The sequence below is a fragment of the Mycobacterium sp. NGS35 genome (assembly GCF_059812855.1).
In genome coordinates this window covers 300,305-320,557 of record NZ_JCALDL010000001.1, presented here as the reverse complement: position 1 = coordinate 320,557, position 20,253 = coordinate 300,305, and the positions used below count along the sequence as shown (strand labels likewise).

Here is a 20,253-nt window from a genome sequence, read left to right as displayed (position 1 = left end):
AGACGGCCCATGCCGGACAAGCCGGGCATCCTCGATCGGCTGCGGGCGCGCTATGGCTGGTTCGACCACGTGATGCGGGCTCAGCAGCGCTACCGCGACGCCAACGGCGACTTCTTCGCCGCAGGAATCACCTACTTCACGGTGTTCGCGTTGTTTCCGTTGCTCATGGTGGCGTTCGCTATCGCCGGGTTCGTGTTGTCGCGCCAGCCGGAGCTGCTCACACAGATCGAGGATCGCGTCAAGCACACGGTGTCGGGCGAATTCGGCCGCCAGGTCGTCGAACTCATCGCCGCGGCGATCGAGTCGCGGACGTCCGTGGGCGTCATCGGCCTGGCCACCGCGCTGTGGGCGGGGCTGGGCTGGATGGCCAACATCCGCGAGGCGCTGAGTGCGATGTGGGACCAACGGCATGAAGCCGGGGGTTTCGTGCGTACCAAGCTGTCGGACCTCGGCGCGTTGCTGTCGGTGTTCCTCGCACTCGTCGTCACCATCGGGTTGTCCGCGTTGTCGAGCCGTCCGCTGATGCGAAACATCCTGCGCTGGTTGGGCATTGCTCACCTTCCGGGGGTCGGCGTAGCACTGCAGATCACCTCGGTGCTGGCGTCGGTGCTGGTTTCCTGGCTGTTGTTCGCGTGGATGATCGCCCGGCTGCCGCGGGAGTCGCTGAGCGTGCGCAGCTCGCTGCGCGCGGGGCTGATCGCCGCGGTGGGTTTCGAGGTGTTCAAACAGTTGGGCTCGTTGTATCTGGCGACGGTCATGCATGGGCCGGCGGGGGCGACGTTCGGGCCGGTGCTGGGTCTTTTGGTATTCGCCTACATCACGGCGCGACTGGTGTTGTTTGCGACGGCGTGGGCGGCGACGTCGTCGGAAAACCTCGCCGCCGCGCCGGTGGTGCCGCCCGACGCCGCGATCATCGCGCCACGTACCTCCGAGGGCGTCGGGTTGCGTGGGGCGCTGGTGGCAGGAGCGCTGGGAGCCCTCGGGGCGCTGGGGATTTCAAGGCTCACGCGCCGAATGTGAACTCACTGCGAGAATCCGGCCGGATCGTCGCAGCCAGCGCACGCTCGGCGAAGGACTATGTCTGGGCGCGGCGGTTGATCGAGCGGGCGGCCAGGATCAAGCCGAACACGATCAGCGCGCCCACGATCGCGACACCGACGCGCACCGGCAGGTCGTTCATCGAACCCGGCAGGCCCGCCGCAGCCGACGGGGCGCTGCTGTCAGAAGCGGTCTTGGGCACCAGCGACGGGTCGGGCTCCACCAGCTTGCCCACCATCGTGCCCGGCGGCGTCGCGAACCCGTAGTCCAGCAGATGCGCCGCCTGCTGCCACGGCGGGATGGGCTGGCGGGTGCCGTGCAGCAGCACCGCCATCAGGCGCCGGCCGTCGCGGTTGGCCGCACCCACGAACGTCTGGCCGGCGTCGTCGGTGTAGCCCGTCTTGCCGCCCATCGCGCCCGGATAGTTGTAGAGCAGCTGGTTGTCGTTCTCGAGCGTGTAGCCGGGGTGCGGCTCGTCGCCGGGAACGTTGGGCCGGGCCGGGTGACCGGGGAACTCGAACGTCTTGGTGGCGACGATCTGCGCGAAGATCGGGTTCTGCCAGGCATACCGGTAGAACAGGCCCATGTCGTAGGCCGACGTGCTCATCCCAGGGCCATCCAGGCCGGACGGGGTGGCGGCGCGGGTGTCGGTGGCGCCGAGCTTGCGCGCCAGCGCGTTGATCTTGCCGAGCGCGACGTCCATGCCGCCGAGCTGCATCGCGAGCGCATGCGCGGCGTCGTTGCCGGAGTGCATCAGCAGCCCGTGCAGCAGCTGGAAGACCGTGTAGGTGCCGCCTTGGTCGACGCCGACGCGGGTGCCTTCGGCGTTGCCGTCCTCGGCGGTGCCGGTGACCACCTTCCCGATGCCGAGTTCGTTGATCGCCTGCATCGCGACCAGCACCTTGATGATGCTGGCTGGCCGGTGCCGCCCGTGCGGATCCTTCGCGGCGACGACCGCGCCGGTGTCGAGGTCCGCGACGAGCCACGCGTCGGCGGAGATGTCGTTGGGCAGGGGCGGGGTGTTGGGCGCGACGACCACCCCGCAGCCGCTCAGTGCGTCACCGCCCATCGGTTTGGCCGGAACCGGCAACGGCTGGGGCGCCTCGCCGGCGGTCGGCACCTCGGATTCGTCGACGGCAGGCGGGGTGGCCACCCGGTACGGGCACGAAGGCGTGTCAGGGGCAGCGACCGGCTCGGCGGACGCCGGCGGCATGCCGCCCAGCGTCGGAAACCCCATCAACACCGCTGCCGAAGCCGCGCACAGTACGCGCCGGCCGGCCTTCGTCAACCCACCCATCGAGACCGCAGGTTACGGGACGAAGGTCACGGCAGCCGTCATGACCCGCCGCTTGCCGGTCACAGGTCTGCCACATCGCCTACAGGCGCCGCCACGCCTCCGACAGCACGCGGCGCAGGATCTGCTCGATCTCGTCGAACTCGGCTTGGCCGCTGATCAGCGGCGGCGCGAGCTGCACCACGGGATCGCCGCGGTCGTCGGCGCGGCAGTACAGCCCCGCCTCCAGCAGTGCCGACGACAAGAAGCCCCGCAGCAGCCGTTCGCTCTCCTCGTCGGTGAACGTCACCTTGCCGGCCTTGTCCTTCACCAGCTCGACGGCGTAGAAGTAGCCCTCGCCGCGGATGTCACCGACGATCGGCAGGTCGTGGAGCTTCTCCAGCGTGGTGCGGAACGCGGCGGCGTTGTGTTTGACGTGGTCGTTGATGCCCTCGCGTTCGAAGACGTCGAGATTGGCCAGCGCGACCGCCGCCGAGACCGGGTGGCCGCCGAACGTGTAGCCGTGCGGGAACGTCGTCTTGCCGTCGGCGAACGGCTCGAACAGCCGGTCGGAGGCGATCATCGCGCCGATCGGCGAGTAACCCGACGACATGCCTTTTGCGCAGGTGATCATGTCGGGGACGTAGCCGAAGTCGTCACACGCGAACATCGATCCGATCCGGCCGAACGCGCAGATCACTTCGTCGGACACCAGCAAAACGTCGTACTCGTCGCAGATTTCGCGGACCCGCTCGAAGTAGCCGGGTGGCGGGGGGAAGCACCCACCCGCGTTCTGCACCGGCTCGAGGAACACCGCAGCGACGGTGTCGGGACCCTCGGATTCGATCACCTCGGCGATCCGGTCTGCAGCCCACCGCCCGAACTCCTTGACGTCGGTGTTCACCGGCGCGGGCGCGCGGTAGAAGTTGGTGTTGGGCACCCGGAAGCTGCCCGGTGGCAGCGGCTCGAACGGCTTCTTGAAGTTCGGTAGGCCGGTGATCGCGAGCGCGCCGTGCGGGGTGCCGTGGTAGGCGATCGACCGCGAAATCACCTTGTACTTATGGGGTTTGCCGACCAGCTTGAAATACTGCTTGGCCAGCTTCCATGCGGTTTCCACCGCTTCGCCGCCGCCGGTGGTGAAAAAGACCCGGTTCAGGTCGCCCGGCGCGTAGTGCGCCAGCCGTTCGGCCAGTTCGATCGCCGGTGGGGTGGCGTAGGACCACAGCGGAAAGAACTCGAGCTGCCTGGTCTGTCGGGCGGCGGCCTCGGCCAGGTCGGCGCGGCCGTGGCCCACCTGGACGACGAACAGTCCGGACAGCCCGTCGAGGTAGCAGCTGCCGCGGCTGTCCCAAATCCGCACGCCCTCACCGCGAGTGATGATCGGAGGCGTGATGCCGGCGCCGTGCCGGGCGAAGTGGCCCCACAGGTAGCGGTCGGCCTTCGCCGAAAGCTCAGCCGAAATGTCTTGGGCGGGACCGTTTATGGTCACCGCGTCCCCCAATTGTATTGCTGCTTGACGAGTTTGAGGTAGACCAGTGTCTCGGCGCACGTGACGCCGGGCAGCGCCCGGATCTGGGTGTTGAGCAAATCCAGCAAGTGGTCGTCGTCCTCGCAGACGACTTCGGCGATCACGTCGAAGGAGCCGGCCGTCAACACTACGTAGTCGACCGACGTCAATGCGGCCAGCTGCTCGGCGAGCTTGCCGGAGTCGCCGGTGCAGCGGATGCCGATCATCGCCTGGCGGGCGAAGCCCAACTGCATCGGGTCGGTCACGGCGACGATCTGCATCACCCCTGCGTCGATCATCCGCTGAACCCGTTGGCGCACAGCGGCTTCCGACAACCCCACTGCCTTACCGATGCCCGCGTAGGACCGGCGGCCGTCCTCCTGCAGCTGCTCGATGATCGCTTTCGACAGCTCGTCGAGTTGGCCGTCGGTGCTGGGCATGGGAAAGATTCTGGCACGGATTCCGTCGTCGTGGGCAACCCAGACAACGCTTTGACTCGTGGCTTTCGGATGCACGCAACGGATTGGGTGAGCGAATAATCATGGCCTCGAAGCGTGGTCGGCCGGCCGCTAATAGACTCTGGTGAATGACCGCAGCGCAGCGGGTCGACGAGTTCGAGGCTTTGCGCCCTCATCTGCTTTCGGTGGGTTACCGGCTCACCGGCACAGTGGCCGACGCCGAGGACGCGGTACAGGATGCGTGGTTGCGGTGGCAGCACTCCGGAGACGAGCCCGAGGACTTGCGGGCCTGGCTGACCAGAGTGGTGAGCAGGCTGGCGCTGGACCGGCTGCGGTCAGCGGCCAGACGGCGCGAAACCTATGTGGGGGAGTGGCTTCCGGAACCGGTGGTCACCACTCCCGGCACCGATGATCCGCTGGCCGCGGTGGTCGCCGACGAAGACGCACGGTACGCGGCGATGGTGGTGCTGGAGCGGTTGACGCCGGATCAGCGGGTGGCGTTCGTGCTGCACGACGGCTTCGGGGTGCCGTTCTCGGAGATCGCGTCGATTCTGGGCACGACGGAGGCGTCGGCGCGGCAATTGGCGTCGCGTGCCCGCCGGATCGTCGGCGACGAGCCGCTTGCGCGGCCGGTGGATGCGTCGCACGACGAGGTGGTGGGCCGGCTGCTGGCCGCGATGGCCGAGGGTGACATGGATGCGGTGATCGGACTGCTGCACCCCGACGTCACGCTCGTCGGCGACGCAAATGGCAAGACCCGCACCGCAATTCACACGATCACAGGTCCGGACAAGGTGGCGCGGTTCCTGTTCGGGCTGGCCCGCCGCTACGGTCCCGGCTGGCTGGAGTCGAGCCGGCTGGCGCTGGTGAACGGCGAACTCGGCGCTTATTCGGTCGGCAGCCCCGGCAGCGACGGCCACGAGCCCGTGCACCCGAGGATCATCGCGGTCGCCGTGCGCGACGGCAAGGTCGCGGCCGTCTGGGACGTGGCCAACCCGGACAAGTTCACCGGTTCGCCGCTGCATGGCCGGTAGCTGGCGCGGCACAATTGACTTTGTGCCCCAGCGCGTTCCCTGCCGTCGCTGGTCTTGCACTTGGGTCCAGCCACTCAGCGCCTAGGTATCAAGTGGACGTTGCGGGTCTTGCCCGCGCTCCTGCCGATCTGAGGCAGTCGAAGCCGAGCTCTCTCGATCTTCGCCTTGCAGCTGAGCAAAGCTAGCACTTGACGATGACTCGACCTGCGGTGCGGGTGACGTCTCTCGTTGCGGCACGGCGTATCCCATCGCGGCCCGTACTGCTAACACTTCATTCAGGGGCGGATTGGCAGGATCGTCGCCGATCAGAACAAGCGACCCGTTATCGATCCGCTCGACGGTCGCCGTTGGCGGAAGCGCCCGCCACTCAAAGCGAATCGAGTCATCGTCCGCGAGGAAGGTGGCCCACCCGGCGGGCTGGCCAATCACTTGCCCGTAGGCGATACCGCCATTCTCCAGCGGTTGATCCGGCTCGGCTTGCGCTCTCGTCAATGCGCTACTGGACCACACTGCGCGCTGCGGCTGAAACGTTGCAATGACAGCTGTCAGTATCGAGATGGCGGTGTCCCGGGCGTAGAGCGTGGGGAACCGCGACGAATCGGGGAAGTTGATCGTCACGTTATTGCCGACGTACTGGGACGTCACGCTCAAATGCATAGAAAGCGTGACGCCACCATCTTTGTTGTCGCGGCTGTTCCACCAATACAGGGCATATCCCAGATCTTCCATGACGTCGTGCCCGACGTCCTTGCTGTTCCGTCCCGCCAAGAGACGATCAATGAGGTCCGTTCGCTCCGCGGTAACTAGTGGTTCCTTCAGCGCCTCCTGTCGCGAGCGCCCTTTTCCGCGCCAATCAGTTAGGAGAGGATCGATCTCAGCCACGACGCCAAGGAATCTTGCGACCTTGTCGGCACACTGCTCGACCGACTCTGCGCGAGCGCCCCAATACGCCCCTAGATACGATTTCGTCAAAGTGTTCCCCTACTGTGGCGGGACCCAAACAACGCGGATCTGCGGGTAATCGTGCATAAGCATTTCTCGGACGAGATTTGCGCTTGCTTCCTCGGCGAACGTCCATTGAACCGGAGTCCCGCCGGCCGCTGCTACCTGGCGGGCAGCTTGTGGTCAGAGCAACTTCATTGTGGGACTCGCCCACGGAACCCGGCACGCCTCACCAGAGCTGAAGCCCTGTTCGGTGATGCCCAGCGCGGTGTTCATCCGGGCTCGCATGTTCTCGACGCCGATCTGGTACGTCAGCTCGATCACCCCGGCGTCGCCGAAACGGCGTCGCAGATCGGCCACCTGTTCGTCGGTGACGGTGTGCGGGTCGCGGGTCATCGCGTCGGCGTAGGCGATCGCGGCGCGCTCGTCGTCGTTGTACAGCGGCGACGTGGCGTAGTCGTCAATGTGCTTGAGCCGCTCAAGATCCAGGCCCTCGAGGCGGATCAGCATCGAGCCGAAGTCCACGCACCACGAGCAGCCGACGGTGCGGGCGGTCCAGTACACGGCGAGCTCGCGGACGTTCGCGGGCAGCTTGGTCGAGGCCTTCTGCAGCGCGGTCTCGTGGACCGCATTGGCCGTCAGCAGGCCGGGGTGATGTGCCGCGACCGCGAACGGTTCGGGCACTTCGCCGAACCGGCGCTTGGCGTAGCGGTACATCAGCCGGGTCAGCAGATTGGCGCGGTGAGGGGGCAGAGGCGGGATGCGGGTGTTGGTCATACCCCTTAGACGCCGCAGCCCACCGATGTGTGACAGCCGAATCACGAGATGTTGGGGTCGAACGTGACGATCACGTAGGTGCCGAGCACCAGGGTGAACGTCATCGACACCGCGAGCAGGCCCTTGAGCCAGCGCCGGGTGGAGTCCTTGCGGGCGTAGTCGTCGATGATCACGCGCATGCCGTTGCCGCCGTGCAGCTGCGCCAGCCACAGCAGCAGCAGATCCCATATCCGCCACCATGGCGAATGCCATTGTGCAGCAACGAAATTGAAGTCGATCCGGTGTACACCGTCGTCGGCGATCAGCGTGACGTACAGGTGTCCCACCGCCAGCACCACGAGCGCGAGCCCGGAGAACCGCACGAAAAGCCACGCGGACCTCTCGAACCGCCGGCCCCGCGGAGAGCGGGGCGCATCCACCGGCGTCACGATCGCTGCACCAGGTGCGCGCCCAGCACGATCAGTGCCGGAATCACCGCGGCTAGCCACAGGATGACGACGGCCCACCGCAAGAACGTCTGGAAGCGCTCACGCGGCGACAGGAAGTCGACGACGACCACGCGGATCCCGTTGAGCGCGTGAAAGAGCACCGCGGCCACCAGTCCTGCCTCCATGAGGCCGACGACCGGCGTCTTGTAGAGCGCGACCACCTGGTCGTAAGCCTGAGGGCTGACCCGCACCAGCGCGGTGTCGAGGACGTGGACGAAGAGGAAGAAGAAGATCGCCGCCCCCGAGATGCGGTGCAGCACCCACAACCAGATCCCCGGATCGCCGCGGCGGACGGCCTTGCGCTCCATCGACGTGGTGCTCATGACGACAGTAAACCCTGCCGCCCCTTCGTCCCGAACCATGCGTCGGGGCCACTAGGGTAAGGCGTGATCCGATGACGACGGCGGAAGCGGCGACGGTGGGCGCAGACATCGACTGGAAAGCATTGCGCGGCAAGGCAACTAGCCTAGTTGCCCGTGCCTACGCGCCGTATTCGCGGTTTCCGGTCGGTGCCGCGGCGCTGGTGGACGACGGCCGCGTGGTGGCCGGCTGCAACGTCGAGAACGCCTCGTACGGGCTGGCGCTGTGCGCCGAGTGCGCGGTCGTGTGCGCGCTGCACAGCGGTGGGGGCGGGCGGCTGGTCGCGTTGGCCTGCGTCGACGGGGGCGGCCGGCCGCTGATGCCGTGCGGGCGCTGCCGGCAGCTGTTGATGGAGCACGGCGGCCCGGAACTGCTGGTCGACGCGCCCGGCGGTGCGCGCCGCCTCGTCGAGCTGTTGCCGCACGCGTTCGGGCCGGACGACCTGCAGCGATGAGCTTCGACGCGCCCACGGTGATCCGGGCCAAGCGCGACGGCCACCGGCTGTCCGCCGAGGCGATCGACTGGGTGGTGCACGCCTACACCGCGGGGGAGGTCGCCGACGAGCAGATGTCGGCGCTGCTGATGGCAATCTTCCTGCGCGGGATGGACCGCGACGAGATCGCCCAGTGGACCGCGGCGATGGTGGCCTCAGGACAGCGGTTCGATTTCTCGGACGTCGGCCGGCCCACCGTCGACAAGCACTCCACCGGCGGCGTCGGTGACAAGCTCACCCTCACCGTCGTGCCCGTCGTCGTCGCGTGCGGCGGCGCCGTGCCGCAGGCAGCCGGTCGGGGGCTCGGCCACACCGGCGGCACGCTGGACAAGCTCGAGTCGATTCCCGGGTTCACCGCTGAACTGACGAAACATCAAGTGCAGCAACAACTTCAAGATGTCGGCGCAGCGATCTTCGCCCCGGGCGAGCTGGCCCCGGCCGACCGCAAGATCTATGCGCTGCGCGACGTCACCGGCACCACCGAGTCGTTGCCGCTGATCGCCAGCTCGGTGATGAGCAAGAAGATCGCCGAGGGCACCAGTGCGCTGGTTCTCGACTGCAAGGTCGGCTCGGGGGCGTTCCTGAAGACCGAGGCGGAGGTGCGTGAGCTGGCCCGCACGATGGTCGAGCTCGGGGCCGCCCACGGTCTGGCGACCCGCGCGCTGCTGACCGACATGAACACCCCACTCGGGCGTGCGGTCGGCAATGCGATCGAGGTCGCCGAAGCGCTGGAGGTGCTGGCCGGCGGCGGACCCGACGACGTCGTGGAGCTGACGCTGGCGCTGGCCAGCGAGATGCTCGACGCGGCCGGCCTCGACGGCCGCGACCCGGCGGACACCCTGCGTGACGGGTCGGCAATGGACTGCTTCCGCGCGGTGGTCGCCGCGCAGGGCGGCGACCTGGGCAAGTCGCTGCCGTTGGGCGCGCACACCGAGACCGTCACCGCGGACCGAAGCGGCACCGTGGGCGACATCGACGCGATGGCGGTGGCGATGGCGGCGTGGCGGCTCGGCGCGGGCCGAGCACGGCCGGGCGATCCCGTGCAGCCCGGCGCCGGGGTGCGGATCCACCGCCGGCCGGGGGAGCAGGTGGTCGCCGGCGAGCCGGTGTTCACGCTCTATACCGACACTGCGGAGCGCTTGGCGCCCGCGCTGGCCGAACTCGACGGCTGGCGTGTGGGGATGTTCACCCGCCGGCCGCTTGTGATCGACAGAATCGTGGGATGACGGCTCCGCTGAACCTGGACACGATCGGTCGGGCGCCCAAGGCCCTGTTGCACGACCACCTCGACGGCGGCCTGCGCCCGGCGACCGTGCTCGAGCTCGCCGAGCAGTGCGGTTACCGCGACCTGCCGGCCACTGACGTCGACGCGCTTGCCACCTGGTTCGCCACCTCCGCGCACAGCGGCTCGCTGGAGCGCTACCTCGCACCGTTCGCGCACACCGTCGGCATCATGCAAACCCAGGCTGCGCTGTACCGGGTGGCCTACGAGTGCGTCGAGGACCTGGCCGCCGACAACGTCGTCTACGCCGAGGTGCGGTTCGCGCCGGAGCTGCACATCGACGAAGGCCTGTCGCTCGACGAGGTGGTGGACGCGGTGCTGGCCGGGTTCGCCGACGGGGAGAAGGCCGTGCGCGCCGACGGTCGGACCATCACCGTGCGGTGCCTGGTCACCGCGATGCGCCACGCCGCCCGCTCACTGGAAATCGCCGAGCTGGCGATCCGATTCCGCGACAAGGGCGTGGTCGGCTTCGACATCGCCGGCGCCGAGGCGGGACATCCGCCGACCCGTCATCTGGACGCCTTCGAATACATGCGAAACAACAGCGGCCGCTTTACCATTCACGCTGGCGAGGCATTCGGCCTGCCGTCCATCCACGAGGCGATCGCGTTCTGTGGCGCCGACCGGCTGGGCCACGGGGTGCGGATCGTCGACGACATCGAGGAGCGGGCCGACGGCAGCCACCACCTTGGCCGCGTGGCGGCAATCGTGCGCGACAAGCGGATTCCGCTGGAGATGTGCCCCAGCTCCAACGTGCAGACCGGCGCTGTGCGCAGCATCGCCGAGCATCCGTTCGGCCTGCTGGCGCGGCTGCGATTCCGGGTGACCGTCAACACCGACAACCGGTTGATGAGCGACACCACGATGAGCCAGGAAATGCTGCGGCTCGTCGAGACCTTCGGTTACGGCTGGGCCGACTTGCAGCGCTTCACCATCAACGCGATGAAGTCGGCGTTCATCCCGTTCGACGAACGGCTCGCGATCATCGACGACGTCATCAAGCCGCGATTCGCGGTGCTGATCGGGTAGGAGGACACAATGATCACCGGCGCCCACGTCATCATCTACAGCACCGACGCCGACGCCGACCGCGCATTCTTCCGCGACGTCCTCGGCTATTCGCATGTCGACGCCGGCGGCGGCTGGCTGATCTTCAAGCTGCCGCCCGCCGAGGTCGCGGTGCATCCGGCCGGACAGGGCGCCCATGAGCTGTACCTGATGTGCGACGACCTCGACGCCACCATCGCCTCGCTTGCCGAGCGCGGGATCGGCTGCACGCCGCCGACCGACGAGGGCTGGGGGATCTTGACGACGATCACGCTGCCCGGCGGCGGCAGCCTCGGGCTGTACCAGCCGCGGCACGATCGTGCCACCGAGCTGTAGCTACTCCTGGCGCAGGCGCGACTCGACGAACGCTTCCAGCTCGCCCCACTGGTCGACGGCCTTGACGTACGGCGGCTTGGGTTTGCTGACGCCGTCGGGATCGAGCACATGCGCGACCAGTTGCCCCAGCGGGGTGTCCGGCTCGAGGATCCTGTCGACCGTGGTGTCCTCGGAGTAGTCGCCGACGTCGCGAAGCAGCTCGACGGCAAGCGCCAGCTGCTCGCGGTCCACCGCGTCGGGGCCGTCGGCCAAGTCGTCGGCGATGCCGGTCAGCACGTACACGTTGTCCTCGGTGACGTCGATCCGCAGTGAGCCGTCGGTGGCGGCGGTGCGGATGTCGTCGTAGGTCGCCAGGTCGGAAAGGTCGTGGTCGTGCTCGTCGGCCAAGTACCGCGCCAGCGCCCGCTCGGAGCCGAACACGCTGATCCGGCCGTTGCGCCCCAGAAACACCGGCGTGTCGTCGAGGTAGCACCGCAGCGTGTAGAACGTGCCGGTGCTCGTCATCATCCGAACCGGGTCGATGCCCACCTTGGCCCAGAAGTCCTCGTCGCCACCCAGCACCACATCGTGCGCGGCAGCCGGTTCGGGTTCCTCAGAGGTCTCCTCGTCGGTCTGTGCGCCGAGCTCGACGCTGTCTTCTTCCTCTTCGGGCTCCTCGGGAGCCGGTTCGTCGAGTTCGGCCTTGGCTTTCTCCGCGGCCGCGCTGTCCACCTCGGGGGTGGTGATGACGTCCTCGATCGCGTCGATGACCTTGTCCCAGCCCTTCTCCACGACCGCGCCGATCTCGTCCCAGCGCCGCAGCCCCGCCTTGTCGGAGAAGTTCTCGATCCCGGCGGACACCGCGGTCAGCACCGGGTTGCCGTTGAAGAACTTGGTCACCGCAGGCAATTCGCAGACCGATCCGATCGCCGAGGCGATGGCCAGCGTCCCGGCCAGCTCTTCGACGGACTCCGCTGTCGGCTTCTCGGCGAGCAGCTCGTAGACCTTGATCAGGTCGAAGCGCTTGTCGTCTTTGGGGTTGAGCTTGTGGGCCGACCCGCTTTTGAGCTTTTCCCACGCCGGGTGGTCGGTGAGGTCGTTGTCGTGGTCGGAGCGCACGAACGCGACGAGATCGGCGACCGACTCGAACGCGTAGAGGTCGTCGTCCTTGCCGAGGAACGCCTCCCACTCGTCGTTGGCGTCGCGCCAGCGCGGCGCGTACAGCGTGAACACGTCGCGGTCGTCAAGAGACAGCTCGATCGGCACGATGTCAGCCACGCGCCACAGCCTAGCCATTGACGCTCGGGCGGCTACTTCGTGCTCGCGGCGGCGCTCCCGGCAGATGCCGAACTGCTGTCGGACGTGTCGTTGCCGGATGGCGCGTGCCTGTTGATCGCCAGCGACGGCAGCCGAACGCGGGGCGGCTTCGGATCGTCCGTCTTGCCTGCGGGCGGTGTGGTCGGCTGCTTGGTCACGTCAGGACGGAACGCCGCGACGAGATCGGCCGGCTTGGTCAGCCTCGGCGGCTTGACCGGCTTGGTCTTCGGCGGGTCGTTCTTGAGCGTCGGCGTCTCGATGCGCTTCTGGTCGGTGGGCGACAGATCGTCTGCCGGTGTGGCCGGCGCGAGCTGGGCCGACGGGTTCGTCGCCACGTACGGTGTCGGACTGCCGCAGTTGGCGCCGCCGCCGCAGCCGGCGTTGATCGGTGGCCCGCCCACCCCGTACGGAGAGGTCGGAACCGTCGTCCCGAGCGGCCGGCTGCCGGTGAAGTAACTGATCCCGTTGTCCAGCCCCACCGGGACGGCACGCACCGCGTTGACCAGCGTCGTGATCGGGTTGCCGAAGTACAAGAAGTTGGCGTGCGTCGGAGCTCCGGGGTTGATCGTGCGGTCGTAGCCCGCCTCCACCAGCACCCGCAGCACCGGGTCGAGGGTCTGTGCGAGCGGGGTTCCGATGACCGGGATCTGCGTGAGCGGCATCAGCAGCGGCAGCACCGGCGTCGGAACGAGGTAGTAGGTGGTGTCGCCGTACTGTCCCTGCAGTTGCGGTGTGCCGATGCCGGTGTAGTTGCCGCCGTGGAGGTAGTAGATGCCCATCGCGGCGTTGAGGTCGGACAGCAGAAACAGCGGGTTGAGCGGGAAGTCGGTCCACCCGTCGTACTGGCGGGCGACGTCGACGGTCGTCATGTCCGTCGGCGTACCGTCCGGGTTGTTGGTGGGCGTGGCGCCGTCAGCGGTCACTCCCAGGATCGGGATGTGCAGACCCTCGAAGCGCTCGAGGATGCCGCCGTTGGGGCGGTTCGGGTTCCCGACGAGCACGAAGTGCACGGGAACGCCGGCCGGGTTGGCCATCAGGTCGCGCTTTTCTTCCGTCGCGATGGTCGCGCTCTGCGAATAGCCGTACACCACATAGCTCGTGTCGGTGACGTCTTGGTTCGGGCTGGTGGCGTCATAGGGAGCCGCCGTCGCTTGGCAGGCGCCGTTGCGAATACAACGGTCGAGGTTTGCCTTCCCCGCCGCCACGGACTGGTCGAACGTCATGTCGGTGAGCCCGGTATCGAACCGGAACTGCTCGGGGGTGTAGACCGCGACGAGGGTGCAGGGCGAGTTGCCGCAGAACCCAGTGTTGTCGATGTAGGTGTCGTTGGCGCCGGTCACATAGTCGCTGATGAACTGCTGGGTGTCCTGCGGCCGACTGAGCGGATGTTTCGTTCCGCCCATGATGAGCGCGGTTGCGGCAAGCACGACCGACGTCATCGTCGTGGAGACGGCCAGCAAGAAGGTGAGGCCCAGCGTCAGCAAAGCCACTGCCGCGGCGCGGATGAAGGGGCGCATTCCGACCTCCCTGGGTGCGCCGAAACCGATTCTCACCGCGTTGGAACTCGAAGAATCCCCGCCCCGACGCCGTGGGTGAGAACATCCTGACATTTTCGGAGCACTCCCGTAGCAAAATCGAACTACTTCTTTGTGCGACAGTCAGCAAACTCCGCAGTGGTGCTTTTCCAAAGCGCAGCCGCGCGCCGGTTGACGCCGGTAACGTCGCCGCCATGCTGTTCGCGGCGTTACGCGATATGCAGTGGCGAAGACGGCGCTTTTTCATAGCGATCGTGAGCACCGCATTGGTCTTCGCGATGACGCTGGTTCTCACCGGCCTGTCCAACGGCTTCCGGGTCGAATCACAACGAACCGTCGATTCCCTGGGTGTCGATCGATTCCTCATCGAGGCGGGCGCGAATGGCCCTTTCATGGGCGCCACGGCATTTGCCCCAGTTGATCTCGCTCGGGTGGCGAGTACGCCCGGTGTCGTGGCCGCGGCTCCGCTGACCATGGCCGCGGTGACGATCCGGCAGGGCACCTCGACCAAGAACGCCACCGCGTTCGGGGCGCCGGAGCATGGCCCTGGCATGCCGGCCGTCGCGGAGGGACGCGCGCCGTCGAGGGCCGACGAGGTCGCGGTGTCGAGCACGTTGGGACGCCACGTCGGCGACGATCTTCAGGTCGGCAAGCGCACCCTGCGGATCGTCGGGATAGTGCCCAATTCCACTGCGCTGGCGCGGATGCCGAACATCTTCATGACGACCGAGGGTGTGCAGCAGTTGGCTTTCAACGGTCAACCGATCGTCACCTCGATTGGGATCGTCGGCACACCGCAAGAAGTACTGCCCGGCTACCAGGTCGTCGATCGGGCGGCTGGCATGACTGACCTGATGCGCCCGATGAAGGTGGCGGTCGACGCGATCACCATTGTCGCGGTGCTGCTGTGGATTGTGGCGGCGTTGATCGTCGGGTCAGTTGTGTACCTCTCGGCGCTCGAGCGGTTGCGCGATTTCGCGGTGTTCAAGGCGATCGGCGCGCCGACGCGGTCGATTCTGGCGGGACTGGCCGTGCAGGCCGTTGTCGTCGCGCTGCTGGCCGCGGCGCTGGGCATGCTGCTCGCCCAAGCGCTCGCACCGTTGTTCCCGATGAACGTCGTGGTACCGATGCGCGCCTACCTCGCCCTGCCGGCGGTCGCGGTGGTCATCGGTCTGCTGGCCAGCCTTGCCGGGCTCCGGCGTGCGGTCGCGGTGGACCCGGCGCTTGCCTTCGGAGGTCCCTGAGCAGTGGGCGATCTGAGCATTCGGGACCTGGTGGTCGAGTACTCCAGCGGCGGATACGCTGTGCGGCCGATCAACGGCTTGAGCCTCGATGTGGCGGCCGGGTCGTTGGTGATCCTGCTGGGTCCCAGTGGCTGCGGGAAGACGACCCTGCTGTCGTGTCTCGGCGGCATCCTGCGCCCGCATTCCGGATCGATCAGATTCGACGGCGCCGACATCACCGGGCTCGACGGCAGTGCGTTGGCGAAGTACCGGCGCCAGACGGTGGGCATCGTGTTCCAGGCGTTCAACCTCGTCGCCAGTCTCACCGCGATCGAAAACGTCATGATCCCGATGCGCATTGCCGGAATCCCGCGCGCATCGGCGCGCGAGGCGGCCACGAAGCTGCTGACCCAGGTCGGTCTCGCGGACCGTCTGAGACATCGTCCGGGTGACTTGAGCGGCGGTCAGCAGCAGCGCGTGGCAGTCGCGCGGGCCATCGCATTGGATCCACCACTGATCCTCGCCGACGAACCAACCGCACACCTCGACTTCATCCAGGTCGAGGAGGTGCTGAGGCTGATCCGCTCGCTCGCTTCGGGGCAACGTGTGGTGGTCGTCGCGACCCATGACAGTCGGATTCTGCCGATGGCGGATCGGGTCGTCGACCTGATTCCCGATGTCGTGCCGACGAACCAGCGGTCCGAAACGACTCATCTCTCGGCCGGTGAGGTGCTGTTCGAGCAGGGCACGATGGGAAGTCTCATCTACATCGTCACCGAGGGTGAACTCGAGATTGTGCGTGAATTAGCCGACGGCGGTGAGGAATTCGTGCGCATAGCCCGTCCGGGCGACTACTTCGGCGAGATCGGTGTGCTGTTTCACTTGCCGCGGTCGGCGACGGTGCGCGCCCGCACCGACGCGACGGTTGTGGGATACACCGCCCAGGCGTTTCGTGAGCGGCTCGGCGTCAGCGGTTTCGCCGAGCTGATCCAGCGTCGCGAGCTCAGCATCGACTGATCACAAGCTCGTCGATACGCGCTTCAAGAGCGATGTGCGGTCTCATGCTCAACCCGTCGGCCGCCAGAAACCCTGGAAACCCTGACCGGCGTTGCTGGTTCGGATCGGTGACAGCTGAACAGGATCGCCGGCCTCGATCATCATGCCGTTGCCCACGACCATCGCCACATGCCCGTCCCACACCGCGAGGTCGCCAGGCAGCAATGCGTTCGGCGCTACCGCGGCGCCGATGTCCTGCTCTTGGGCCAGCCGCGGAAGGTCAAGTCCTGCTTGGTGATACGCCCATTGCGTCAAGCCGCTGCAGTCCAGCCCGACGCCCGGCGACGTCCCGCCCCAGTCGTAGGGCACGCCGAGTTGCGTGAGCGCATGCCGCACGGCCTCGGCGGCCACCTGGTTCGGTGCCAGTGCCGTGCTGCCGTCGGGCAGGCGCACCGCGACCCCGCTGCCCAACGCGTCGGGGTTCAGCATGGGCGCTTCGGCGACGTCTTCGAGACCGGTCGTGGTCGGCAACGCGCCGGAGGTCGGGCTCGTGAGTCCGGAAAGCCCGGAGAGCCCGGAGGGAATCCCCGACGCGGCCGGAGCCATCGTGGCCGGCACGGCCGGCGACAGCCCCGCGGGTGACGTCGTCGGAGCCTGGGCAGCCGACGGCGCCCCTGGTCCCGACGCGACAGCTGCGGCATGACCGTCGAGCTCGGCTTCCAGGTCCGCGACCACGCGGCCGGCCTCCGCGAGTGCCTGTCGTGCCGCATCGGCCAGCGCGGGCGCGCTTTTCGGCAGAGCAGGTTCCAGCGCCTGAGCGGTCGCGTGGAAGTCGTCGATGATGCGCTGCAGCTGGGCCTTCGCGCGCGCGACCGCGTCCGATGCGGCCCCCACGCGGTTGGCCATGCCTGACGCGTGGGCCGCGAGGTCGGCCGCGCCGGTGAGCGCCGTGGAAATCGCCTGCCCCGCCGCGTCGGCGGCGAGACCCGACCATGCGGCACCCATTTGCCCGAGCGCCGCTGTGCCTGCGGACGCCGCGTCGGCGACGACCTGGCTGGCGGTGAGCAGTGTCCGGGCTGGGTCGTCACCGGTGAAGACGCCGGCACCGACGGCGGCGTGCAATTCATGCAGTGGTGCCGCGAGCGCGGCGACCAGGGCGCTGGGCACCGTTAACTGGCCAGGCTCGTGAGGTGCGACCGGGACCGTTGGTCCACGTCGTCGAAGTGCCCGGCGGCTGCTGCCGTCGCGGCGCCGGCCGCCGCCACGTCGTCGGCGATGCTGCTCAATCCGACCGCCAGCGCCTCGGTGGCGGCGACTAGTGCGTGGGCGAACCGGCTGCCGATCGGGCCGAACGCCGCAGCGATCGTCGGGCCGAGGTCGACGGACAGGGTGGTGGCCGCGGCGTGAAGGTCGGCGCCCAGGCAGGCGGTAGCGCTCCCGTAGCCGCGGATGGCGTGGGTGTCGGCGTGCATGCCGTGTTGGACGTGGCATCGCGACGATCCGGTTCCGCCGCAATCGCCGGGCTAATGTCTGCGCCATGGACGTGCGCGTCGTAGACCACCCGCTGGCCCGGACCCGGTTGACCACATTGCGGGACGAACGCACCGACAACGCGGCGTTCCGCGCGGCGTTGCGCGACCTGACGTTGATGCTGGTCTACGAAGCCACCCGCGGCGCGCCCACGGACACGGTCTCGGTGCGCACGCCGTTGGCGGTGACCACCGGCTGCCGGCTGGCCAAGCCGCCGCTTCTGGTGCCGGTGCTGCGGGCCGGGCTCGGGATGGTGGACCAAGCGCACGCGCTGATACCGGAGGCACGCGTCGGGTTCGTCGGCGTCGCCCGCGACGAGCGAACCCATTCGCCCACACCGTATTTGGAGTCGCTTCCCGACGATCTGTCACGCCAGCCGGTGATGGTGCTCGATCCGATGCTGGCCACCGGCGGGTCGATGGCCCACACTGTCGGGCTGCTGCAGGCGCGCCAAGCCACCGACATCACCGCGGTGTGCGTGGTGGTGGCGCCGGAGGGCATCGCCGCACTCGAGAAGATCGCACCCGACATGCGGGTCTTCACCGCCACCGTCGACGACCGCCTCAACGAGATCGCCTACATCGTCCCAGGGTTAGGCGACGCCGGGGACCGTCAGTTCGGTCCACGCTGAAGCAGCGCGGTCGCCTCGGCCCGAACCTGAGCGCACATCTCCTCGGCCCGGCGGCGGGCCACCCGTAGCTCGTCGCCTGCCACGCGAATCTCGATGTATCCCTTGGCTTTCGGCTCGGTGCCCGACGGTCGAACCGCCAGTCGCACGCCGTCGCCGGTGAAGATGAGCACCTCGGCCCATTCGGTGACGGTCACGGCGACGCCGCAGAGCCTTACCGGCGGATCGCTGCGCAGGCGCGCGATCAGCGCTGCCGCGTCCTCGGTGCGCACCGTGATCGACGCGGTCAGGTGCACGCCGTGGCGGCGGGCCAGGTCGTCGAGCGCGTCGGCCACCGAGCGCCCGTCGGCTTTCAGCGCCGCGACCAGGTCGCAGCACAGCACCGCCGCGCTGATGCCGTCCTTGTCGCGGACGGCCTGCGGGTCGACGCAATGGCCGATCGCCTCCTCGTAGGCGTACACCAGGTCGTCGCCGGCGGCGCGGGCCAGCCATTTGAATCCGGTGAGCGTCTCCACGTGCCGAGCGTTGTGGGTTGCGGCGATCGCGGCCAGCATGCGCGACGACACCACTGTGCTCGCCACCGCCACGCCCGGCTTCGCGTAGCGCAGAATGTAATCGCCCAGCAGACAACCGGTCTCGTCGCCGGACAGCATGCGCCAGCCGTGCTCTGCCGGTATGGCGATCGCACAGCGGTCGGCGTCCGGGTCCAACGCGACTGCGAGGTCCGCGCCGACGTCCGCAGCCAGCTCCAGCAGCATGTCCACTGTGCCCGGCTCTTCGGGGTTGGGAAATGCGACGGTGGGAAAGTCCGGGTCGGGGGCGAACTGGCCTGCGACCGTATGCACGTCGGTGAAACCGGCCCGCCGCAAAGCCTCGACGGCGACCTGCCCGCCCACTCCGTGCAGCGGCGTCAGCGCCACGCGCACGGTGCCGGAGCCACGGCGCACAGTCGCTGTGCGCTGGAGATAGTCCTCCAGAATGCCTGCGCCAGTTGGGGTTACCGGAATCCGCCGGATGTGGTCGGCGTACGGGGCGTCGGCCATCGCGGCCTCGATCTGGCGGTCGATGGGTGAGACGATCTGCAGGCCGCCGTCGAGGTAGACCTTGTAGCCGTTGTCGGAGGCCGGATTGTGCGACGCGGTGATCTGCAAGCCGGCCGCGGCGCCGCGTCGCCGCACGGCGAACGCGAGCACCGGGGTGGGCAGCGGCTTCGGAAACAAAGTCACCGAAAAGCCCTCGGCTGCAAGCACTTCCGCCGCCGCAGTCGCGAACTCCCGCGATCGGCGTCGGGCGTCGTAGCCGACGAACACCGGGCCTGGCTCGACCACGCGCGTCAGCGCCCAGGTGGCGCGCAGCACGACGGCGAGGTTCATGCCCGCCGGACCGGCTCGCATCGGCCCGCGCAGTCCGGCCGTGCCGAACCTCAGCGGTCTGCTGAACCGCTCGGCGAGCTCTTCGGGCCCGCAGGCCGACAACTCCGCCACCGCGCCGGGTTCTGGATCGTGGGCGATCCACTCCGCGATCCACTCCTGGGGCGTCACTCCCTCGATTCTGCCCTGGCCAGTTTGCGCAGAATCGGGGCGACCAGTATCACCAGGTCGCATTCCAGATCGGTCAGGTGCTCGCGCATCGCCTCCTGCAGCCAGCGGTCCCTCTCGGCCCGATCGATCTCGAGCAGGGCGGTGCCATCAAGGGTGATCTCGACGAGCTGGCGGCGCCTGTCGGCGGTGTCGGCGCGGCGAGACACCAGCCTCCGCGCCGCCAGGTCGTTGATGCTGTCCGTCAGCGACTGCACTCGCACATGCAGTCGTTGGGCCAGTTCTGCGGGAGTGCTGACCCCGGTGCGGCTGACTTCGCTGAGCACCTCCAACTGGCTCAGCGTGAGCCCGTGGTCGGGCCGATGCCGTCGCAACTGGCGGGCCAGCGCCATCATCGCCTCGCGCAGTTCTGTGGCGGCGGCGGAACGTTGCGCGCCCATAAGCAAGTTATACCTTGACAATTTTCGCTGAT

21 protein-coding genes and 1 pseudogene are annotated in these 20,253 nt (G+C 68.0%); 9 read left to right on the top strand and 13 right to left on the bottom strand.

Annotation, left to right across the window (positions count from 1 at the left end; all coding sequences use genetic code 11):
• Window positions 1–9 precede the first annotated feature (9 nt).
• Entirely contained in the window at window positions 10–1,020 is a 1,011-nt protein-coding gene (gene yhjD, locus AC5Y4C_RS01610) for an inner membrane protein YhjD (RefSeq protein WP_499964153.1), read from the top strand.
• Window positions 1,021–1,075: 55 nt separating this feature from the next.
• Here yhjD and AC5Y4C_RS01605 read toward each other — a convergent pair whose 3' ends face one another.
• From AC5Y4C_RS01605 to AC5Y4C_RS01595, 3 genes are all read right to left on the bottom strand, one after another.
• The gene (locus AC5Y4C_RS01605) at window positions 1,076–2,335 is read right to left on the bottom strand and encodes a D-alanyl-D-alanine carboxypeptidase family protein (RefSeq protein ID WP_499964152.1); all 1,260 of its coding nucleotides are present in this window, start codon (window positions 2,333–2,335) and stop codon (window positions 1,076–1,078) included.
• A 79-nt stretch (window positions 2,336–2,414) separates the two neighbouring features.
• Window positions 2,415–3,800, bottom strand: a complete 1,386-nt coding sequence (locus AC5Y4C_RS01600) for an aspartate aminotransferase family protein (RefSeq protein WP_499964151.1) — start codon at window positions 3,798–3,800, stop codon at window positions 2,415–2,417.
• A complete protein-coding gene (locus AC5Y4C_RS01595; RefSeq protein WP_499911494.1) occupies window positions 3,797–4,258 on the bottom strand; it encodes an Lrp/AsnC family transcriptional regulator in 462 nt (153 codons plus the stop codon). The genes AC5Y4C_RS01600 and AC5Y4C_RS01595 overlap by 4 nt, the downstream gene beginning before the upstream one ends.
• 146 nt (window positions 4,259–4,404) lie before the next feature.
• Between AC5Y4C_RS01595 and AC5Y4C_RS01590 the strand changes: the two genes are divergently transcribed.
• On the top strand, window positions 4,405–5,310 hold the full coding sequence (locus AC5Y4C_RS01590; protein WP_499911495.1) for a sigma-70 family RNA polymerase sigma factor: 906 nt from the start codon (window positions 4,405–4,407) through the stop codon (window positions 5,308–5,310).
• 81 nt (window positions 5,311–5,391) lie between these two features.
• Here the strand turns inward: AC5Y4C_RS01590 and AC5Y4C_RS01585 are convergent, their stop codons facing one another.
• The 4 genes and pseudogenes from AC5Y4C_RS01585 to sdhC form a co-directional block, all read right to left on the bottom strand.
• Complete coding sequence (locus tag AC5Y4C_RS01585; RefSeq protein WP_499964147.1) at window positions 5,392–6,282, bottom strand: Imm52 family immunity protein; 891 nt, start codon at window positions 6,280–6,282, stop codon at window positions 5,392–5,394.
• 153 nt (window positions 6,283–6,435) lie between these two features.
• A pseudogene (locus AC5Y4C_RS01580) lies at window positions 6,436–7,062 on the bottom strand (carboxymuconolactone decarboxylase family protein); the annotation flags it as partial.
• 8 nt (window positions 7,063–7,070) lie between these two features.
• Window positions 7,071–7,460: a succinate dehydrogenase hydrophobic membrane anchor subunit gene (locus AC5Y4C_RS01575; protein WP_499911546.1), complete on the bottom strand. Its 390-nt coding sequence runs from the start codon at window positions 7,458–7,460 to the stop codon at window positions 7,071–7,073.
• Entirely contained in the window at window positions 7,454–7,789 is a 336-nt protein-coding gene (sdhC, locus tag AC5Y4C_RS01570; protein WP_499911548.1) for a succinate dehydrogenase, cytochrome b556 subunit, read from the bottom strand. The genes AC5Y4C_RS01575 and sdhC overlap by 7 nt, the downstream gene beginning before the upstream one ends.
• A 122-nt stretch (window positions 7,790–7,911) precedes the next feature.
• Between sdhC and AC5Y4C_RS01565 the strand changes: the two genes are divergently transcribed.
• Genes AC5Y4C_RS01565 through AC5Y4C_RS01550 form a run of 4 tightly spaced genes read left to right on the top strand, consistent with a single transcriptional unit; the run spans window position 7,912 to window position 11,035 of the window.
• Window positions 7,912–8,331, top strand: coding sequence for a cytidine deaminase (locus tag AC5Y4C_RS01565; protein WP_499964145.1), 420 nt, complete (start codon window positions 7,912–7,914; stop codon window positions 8,329–8,331).
• Complete coding sequence (locus AC5Y4C_RS01560; RefSeq protein WP_499964143.1) at window positions 8,328–9,596, top strand: thymidine phosphorylase; 1,269 nt, start codon at window positions 8,328–8,330, stop codon at window positions 9,594–9,596. The genes AC5Y4C_RS01565 and AC5Y4C_RS01560 overlap by 4 nt, the downstream gene beginning before the upstream one ends.
• Window positions 9,593–10,681, top strand: a complete 1,089-nt coding sequence (locus AC5Y4C_RS01555) for an adenosine deaminase (protein WP_499964141.1) — start codon at window positions 9,593–9,595, stop codon at window positions 10,679–10,681. The genes AC5Y4C_RS01560 and AC5Y4C_RS01555 overlap by 4 nt, the downstream gene beginning before the upstream one ends.
• A gap of 9 nt (window positions 10,682–10,690) precedes the next feature.
• The gene (locus AC5Y4C_RS01550; protein ID WP_499964139.1) at window positions 10,691–11,035 is read left to right on the top strand and encodes a VOC family protein; all 345 of its coding nucleotides are present in this window, start codon (window positions 10,691–10,693) and stop codon (window positions 11,033–11,035) included.
• Here the strand turns inward: AC5Y4C_RS01550 and satS are convergent, their stop codons facing one another.
• Together satS and AC5Y4C_RS01540 are read right to left on the bottom strand one after the other, a co-directional pair.
• Complete coding sequence (gene satS / locus AC5Y4C_RS01545; protein ID WP_499950264.1) at window positions 11,036–12,310, bottom strand: protein export chaperone SatS; 1,275 nt, start codon at window positions 12,308–12,310, stop codon at window positions 11,036–11,038.
• Between the two features lie 14 nt (window positions 12,311–12,324).
• Entirely contained in the window at window positions 12,325–13,848 is a 1,524-nt protein-coding gene (locus AC5Y4C_RS01540) for a PE-PPE domain-containing protein (protein ID WP_499964136.1), read from the bottom strand.
• Between the two features lie 212 nt (window positions 13,849–14,060).
• Here AC5Y4C_RS01540 and AC5Y4C_RS01535 point away from each other — a divergent pair, with 212 nt between their 5' ends.
• The gene (locus tag AC5Y4C_RS01535; protein ID WP_499950259.1) at window positions 14,061–15,110 is read left to right on the top strand and encodes an ABC transporter permease; all 1,050 of its coding nucleotides are present in this window, start codon (window positions 14,061–14,063) and stop codon (window positions 15,108–15,110) included.
• Between the two features lie 3 nt (window positions 15,111–15,113).
• The gene (locus tag AC5Y4C_RS01530; protein WP_499964134.1) at window positions 15,114–16,106 is read left to right on the top strand and encodes an ABC transporter ATP-binding protein; all 993 of its coding nucleotides are present in this window, start codon (window positions 15,114–15,116) and stop codon (window positions 16,104–16,106) included.
• A 48-nt stretch (window positions 16,107–16,154) separates the two neighbouring features.
• Here AC5Y4C_RS01530 and AC5Y4C_RS01525 read toward each other — a convergent pair whose 3' ends face one another.
• Together AC5Y4C_RS01525 and AC5Y4C_RS01520 are read right to left on the bottom strand one after the other, a co-directional pair.
• On the bottom strand, window positions 16,155–17,252 hold the full coding sequence (locus tag AC5Y4C_RS01525) for a C40 family peptidase (protein WP_499964132.1): 1,098 nt from the start codon (window positions 17,250–17,252) through the stop codon (window positions 16,155–16,157).
• 2 nt (window positions 17,253–17,254) lie between these two features.
• A complete protein-coding gene (locus AC5Y4C_RS01520) occupies window positions 17,255–17,557 on the bottom strand; it encodes a hypothetical protein (protein WP_499911512.1) in 303 nt (100 codons plus the stop codon).
• Window positions 17,558–17,622: 65 nt separating this feature from the next.
• Between AC5Y4C_RS01520 and upp the strand changes: the two genes are divergently transcribed.
• The gene (gene upp / locus AC5Y4C_RS01515) at window positions 17,623–18,246 is read left to right on the top strand and encodes a uracil phosphoribosyltransferase (RefSeq protein ID WP_499950252.1); all 624 of its coding nucleotides are present in this window, start codon (window positions 17,623–17,625) and stop codon (window positions 18,244–18,246) included.
• On the opposite strand, the gene AC5Y4C_RS01510 is transcribed toward upp, so the two are convergent.
• Window positions 18,228–19,784, bottom strand: coding sequence for a phospho-sugar mutase (locus tag AC5Y4C_RS01510; RefSeq protein ID WP_499964130.1), 1,557 nt, complete (start codon window positions 19,782–19,784; stop codon window positions 18,228–18,230). The two genes, upp and AC5Y4C_RS01510, sit on opposite strands and share 19 nt — an antisense overlap.
• Entirely contained in the window at window positions 19,781–20,221 is a 441-nt protein-coding gene (locus tag AC5Y4C_RS01505) for a MarR family winged helix-turn-helix transcriptional regulator (RefSeq protein WP_499964128.1), read from the bottom strand. Before AC5Y4C_RS01505 ends, AC5Y4C_RS01510 begins: the two co-directional genes overlap by 4 nt.
• Window positions 20,222–20,253: the final 32 nt, after the last annotated feature.

Excerpts from the sequence above, each read along its gene's own strand:
- yhjD (WP_499964153.1), top strand. The coding sequence starts at position 10 with ATGCCGGACAAGCCGGGCATCCTCGATCGGCTGCGGGCGCGCTATGGC.
- AC5Y4C_RS01605 (WP_499964152.1), bottom strand. The coding sequence starts at position 2,335 with ATGGGTGGGTTGACGAAGGCCGGCCGGCGCGTACTGTGCGCGGCTTCG.
- AC5Y4C_RS01595 (WP_499911494.1), bottom strand. The coding sequence starts at position 4,258 with ATGCCCAGCACCGACGGCCAACTCGACGAGCTGTCGAAAGCGATCATC.
- AC5Y4C_RS01590 (WP_499911495.1), top strand. The coding sequence starts at position 4,405 with ATGACCGCAGCGCAGCGGGTCGACGAGTTCGAGGCTTTGCGCCCTCAT.
- AC5Y4C_RS01565 (WP_499964145.1), top strand. The coding sequence starts at position 7,912 with ATGACGACGGCGGAAGCGGCGACGGTGGGCGCAGACATCGACTGGAAA.
- AC5Y4C_RS01560 (WP_499964143.1), top strand. The coding sequence starts at position 8,328 with ATGAGCTTCGACGCGCCCACGGTGATCCGGGCCAAGCGCGACGGCCAC.
- AC5Y4C_RS01555 (WP_499964141.1), top strand. The coding sequence starts at position 9,593 with ATGACGGCTCCGCTGAACCTGGACACGATCGGTCGGGCGCCCAAGGCC.
- AC5Y4C_RS01550 (WP_499964139.1), top strand. The coding sequence starts at position 10,691 with ATGATCACCGGCGCCCACGTCATCATCTACAGCACCGACGCCGACGCC.
- satS (WP_499950264.1), bottom strand. The coding sequence starts at position 12,310 with ATGGCTAGGCTGTGGCGCGTGGCTGACATCGTGCCGATCGAGCTGTCT.
- AC5Y4C_RS01540 (WP_499964136.1), bottom strand. The coding sequence starts at position 13,848 with ATGCGCCCCTTCATCCGCGCCGCGGCAGTGGCTTTGCTGACGCTGGGC.
- AC5Y4C_RS01535 (WP_499950259.1), top strand. The coding sequence starts at position 14,061 with ATGCTGTTCGCGGCGTTACGCGATATGCAGTGGCGAAGACGGCGCTTT.
- AC5Y4C_RS01520 (WP_499911512.1), bottom strand. The coding sequence starts at position 17,557 with ATGCACGCCGACACCCACGCCATCCGCGGCTACGGGAGCGCTACCGCC.
- upp (WP_499950252.1), top strand. The coding sequence starts at position 17,623 with ATGGACGTGCGCGTCGTAGACCACCCGCTGGCCCGGACCCGGTTGACC.
- AC5Y4C_RS01505 (WP_499964128.1), bottom strand. The coding sequence starts at position 20,221 with ATGGGCGCGCAACGTTCCGCCGCCGCCACAGAACTGCGCGAGGCGATG.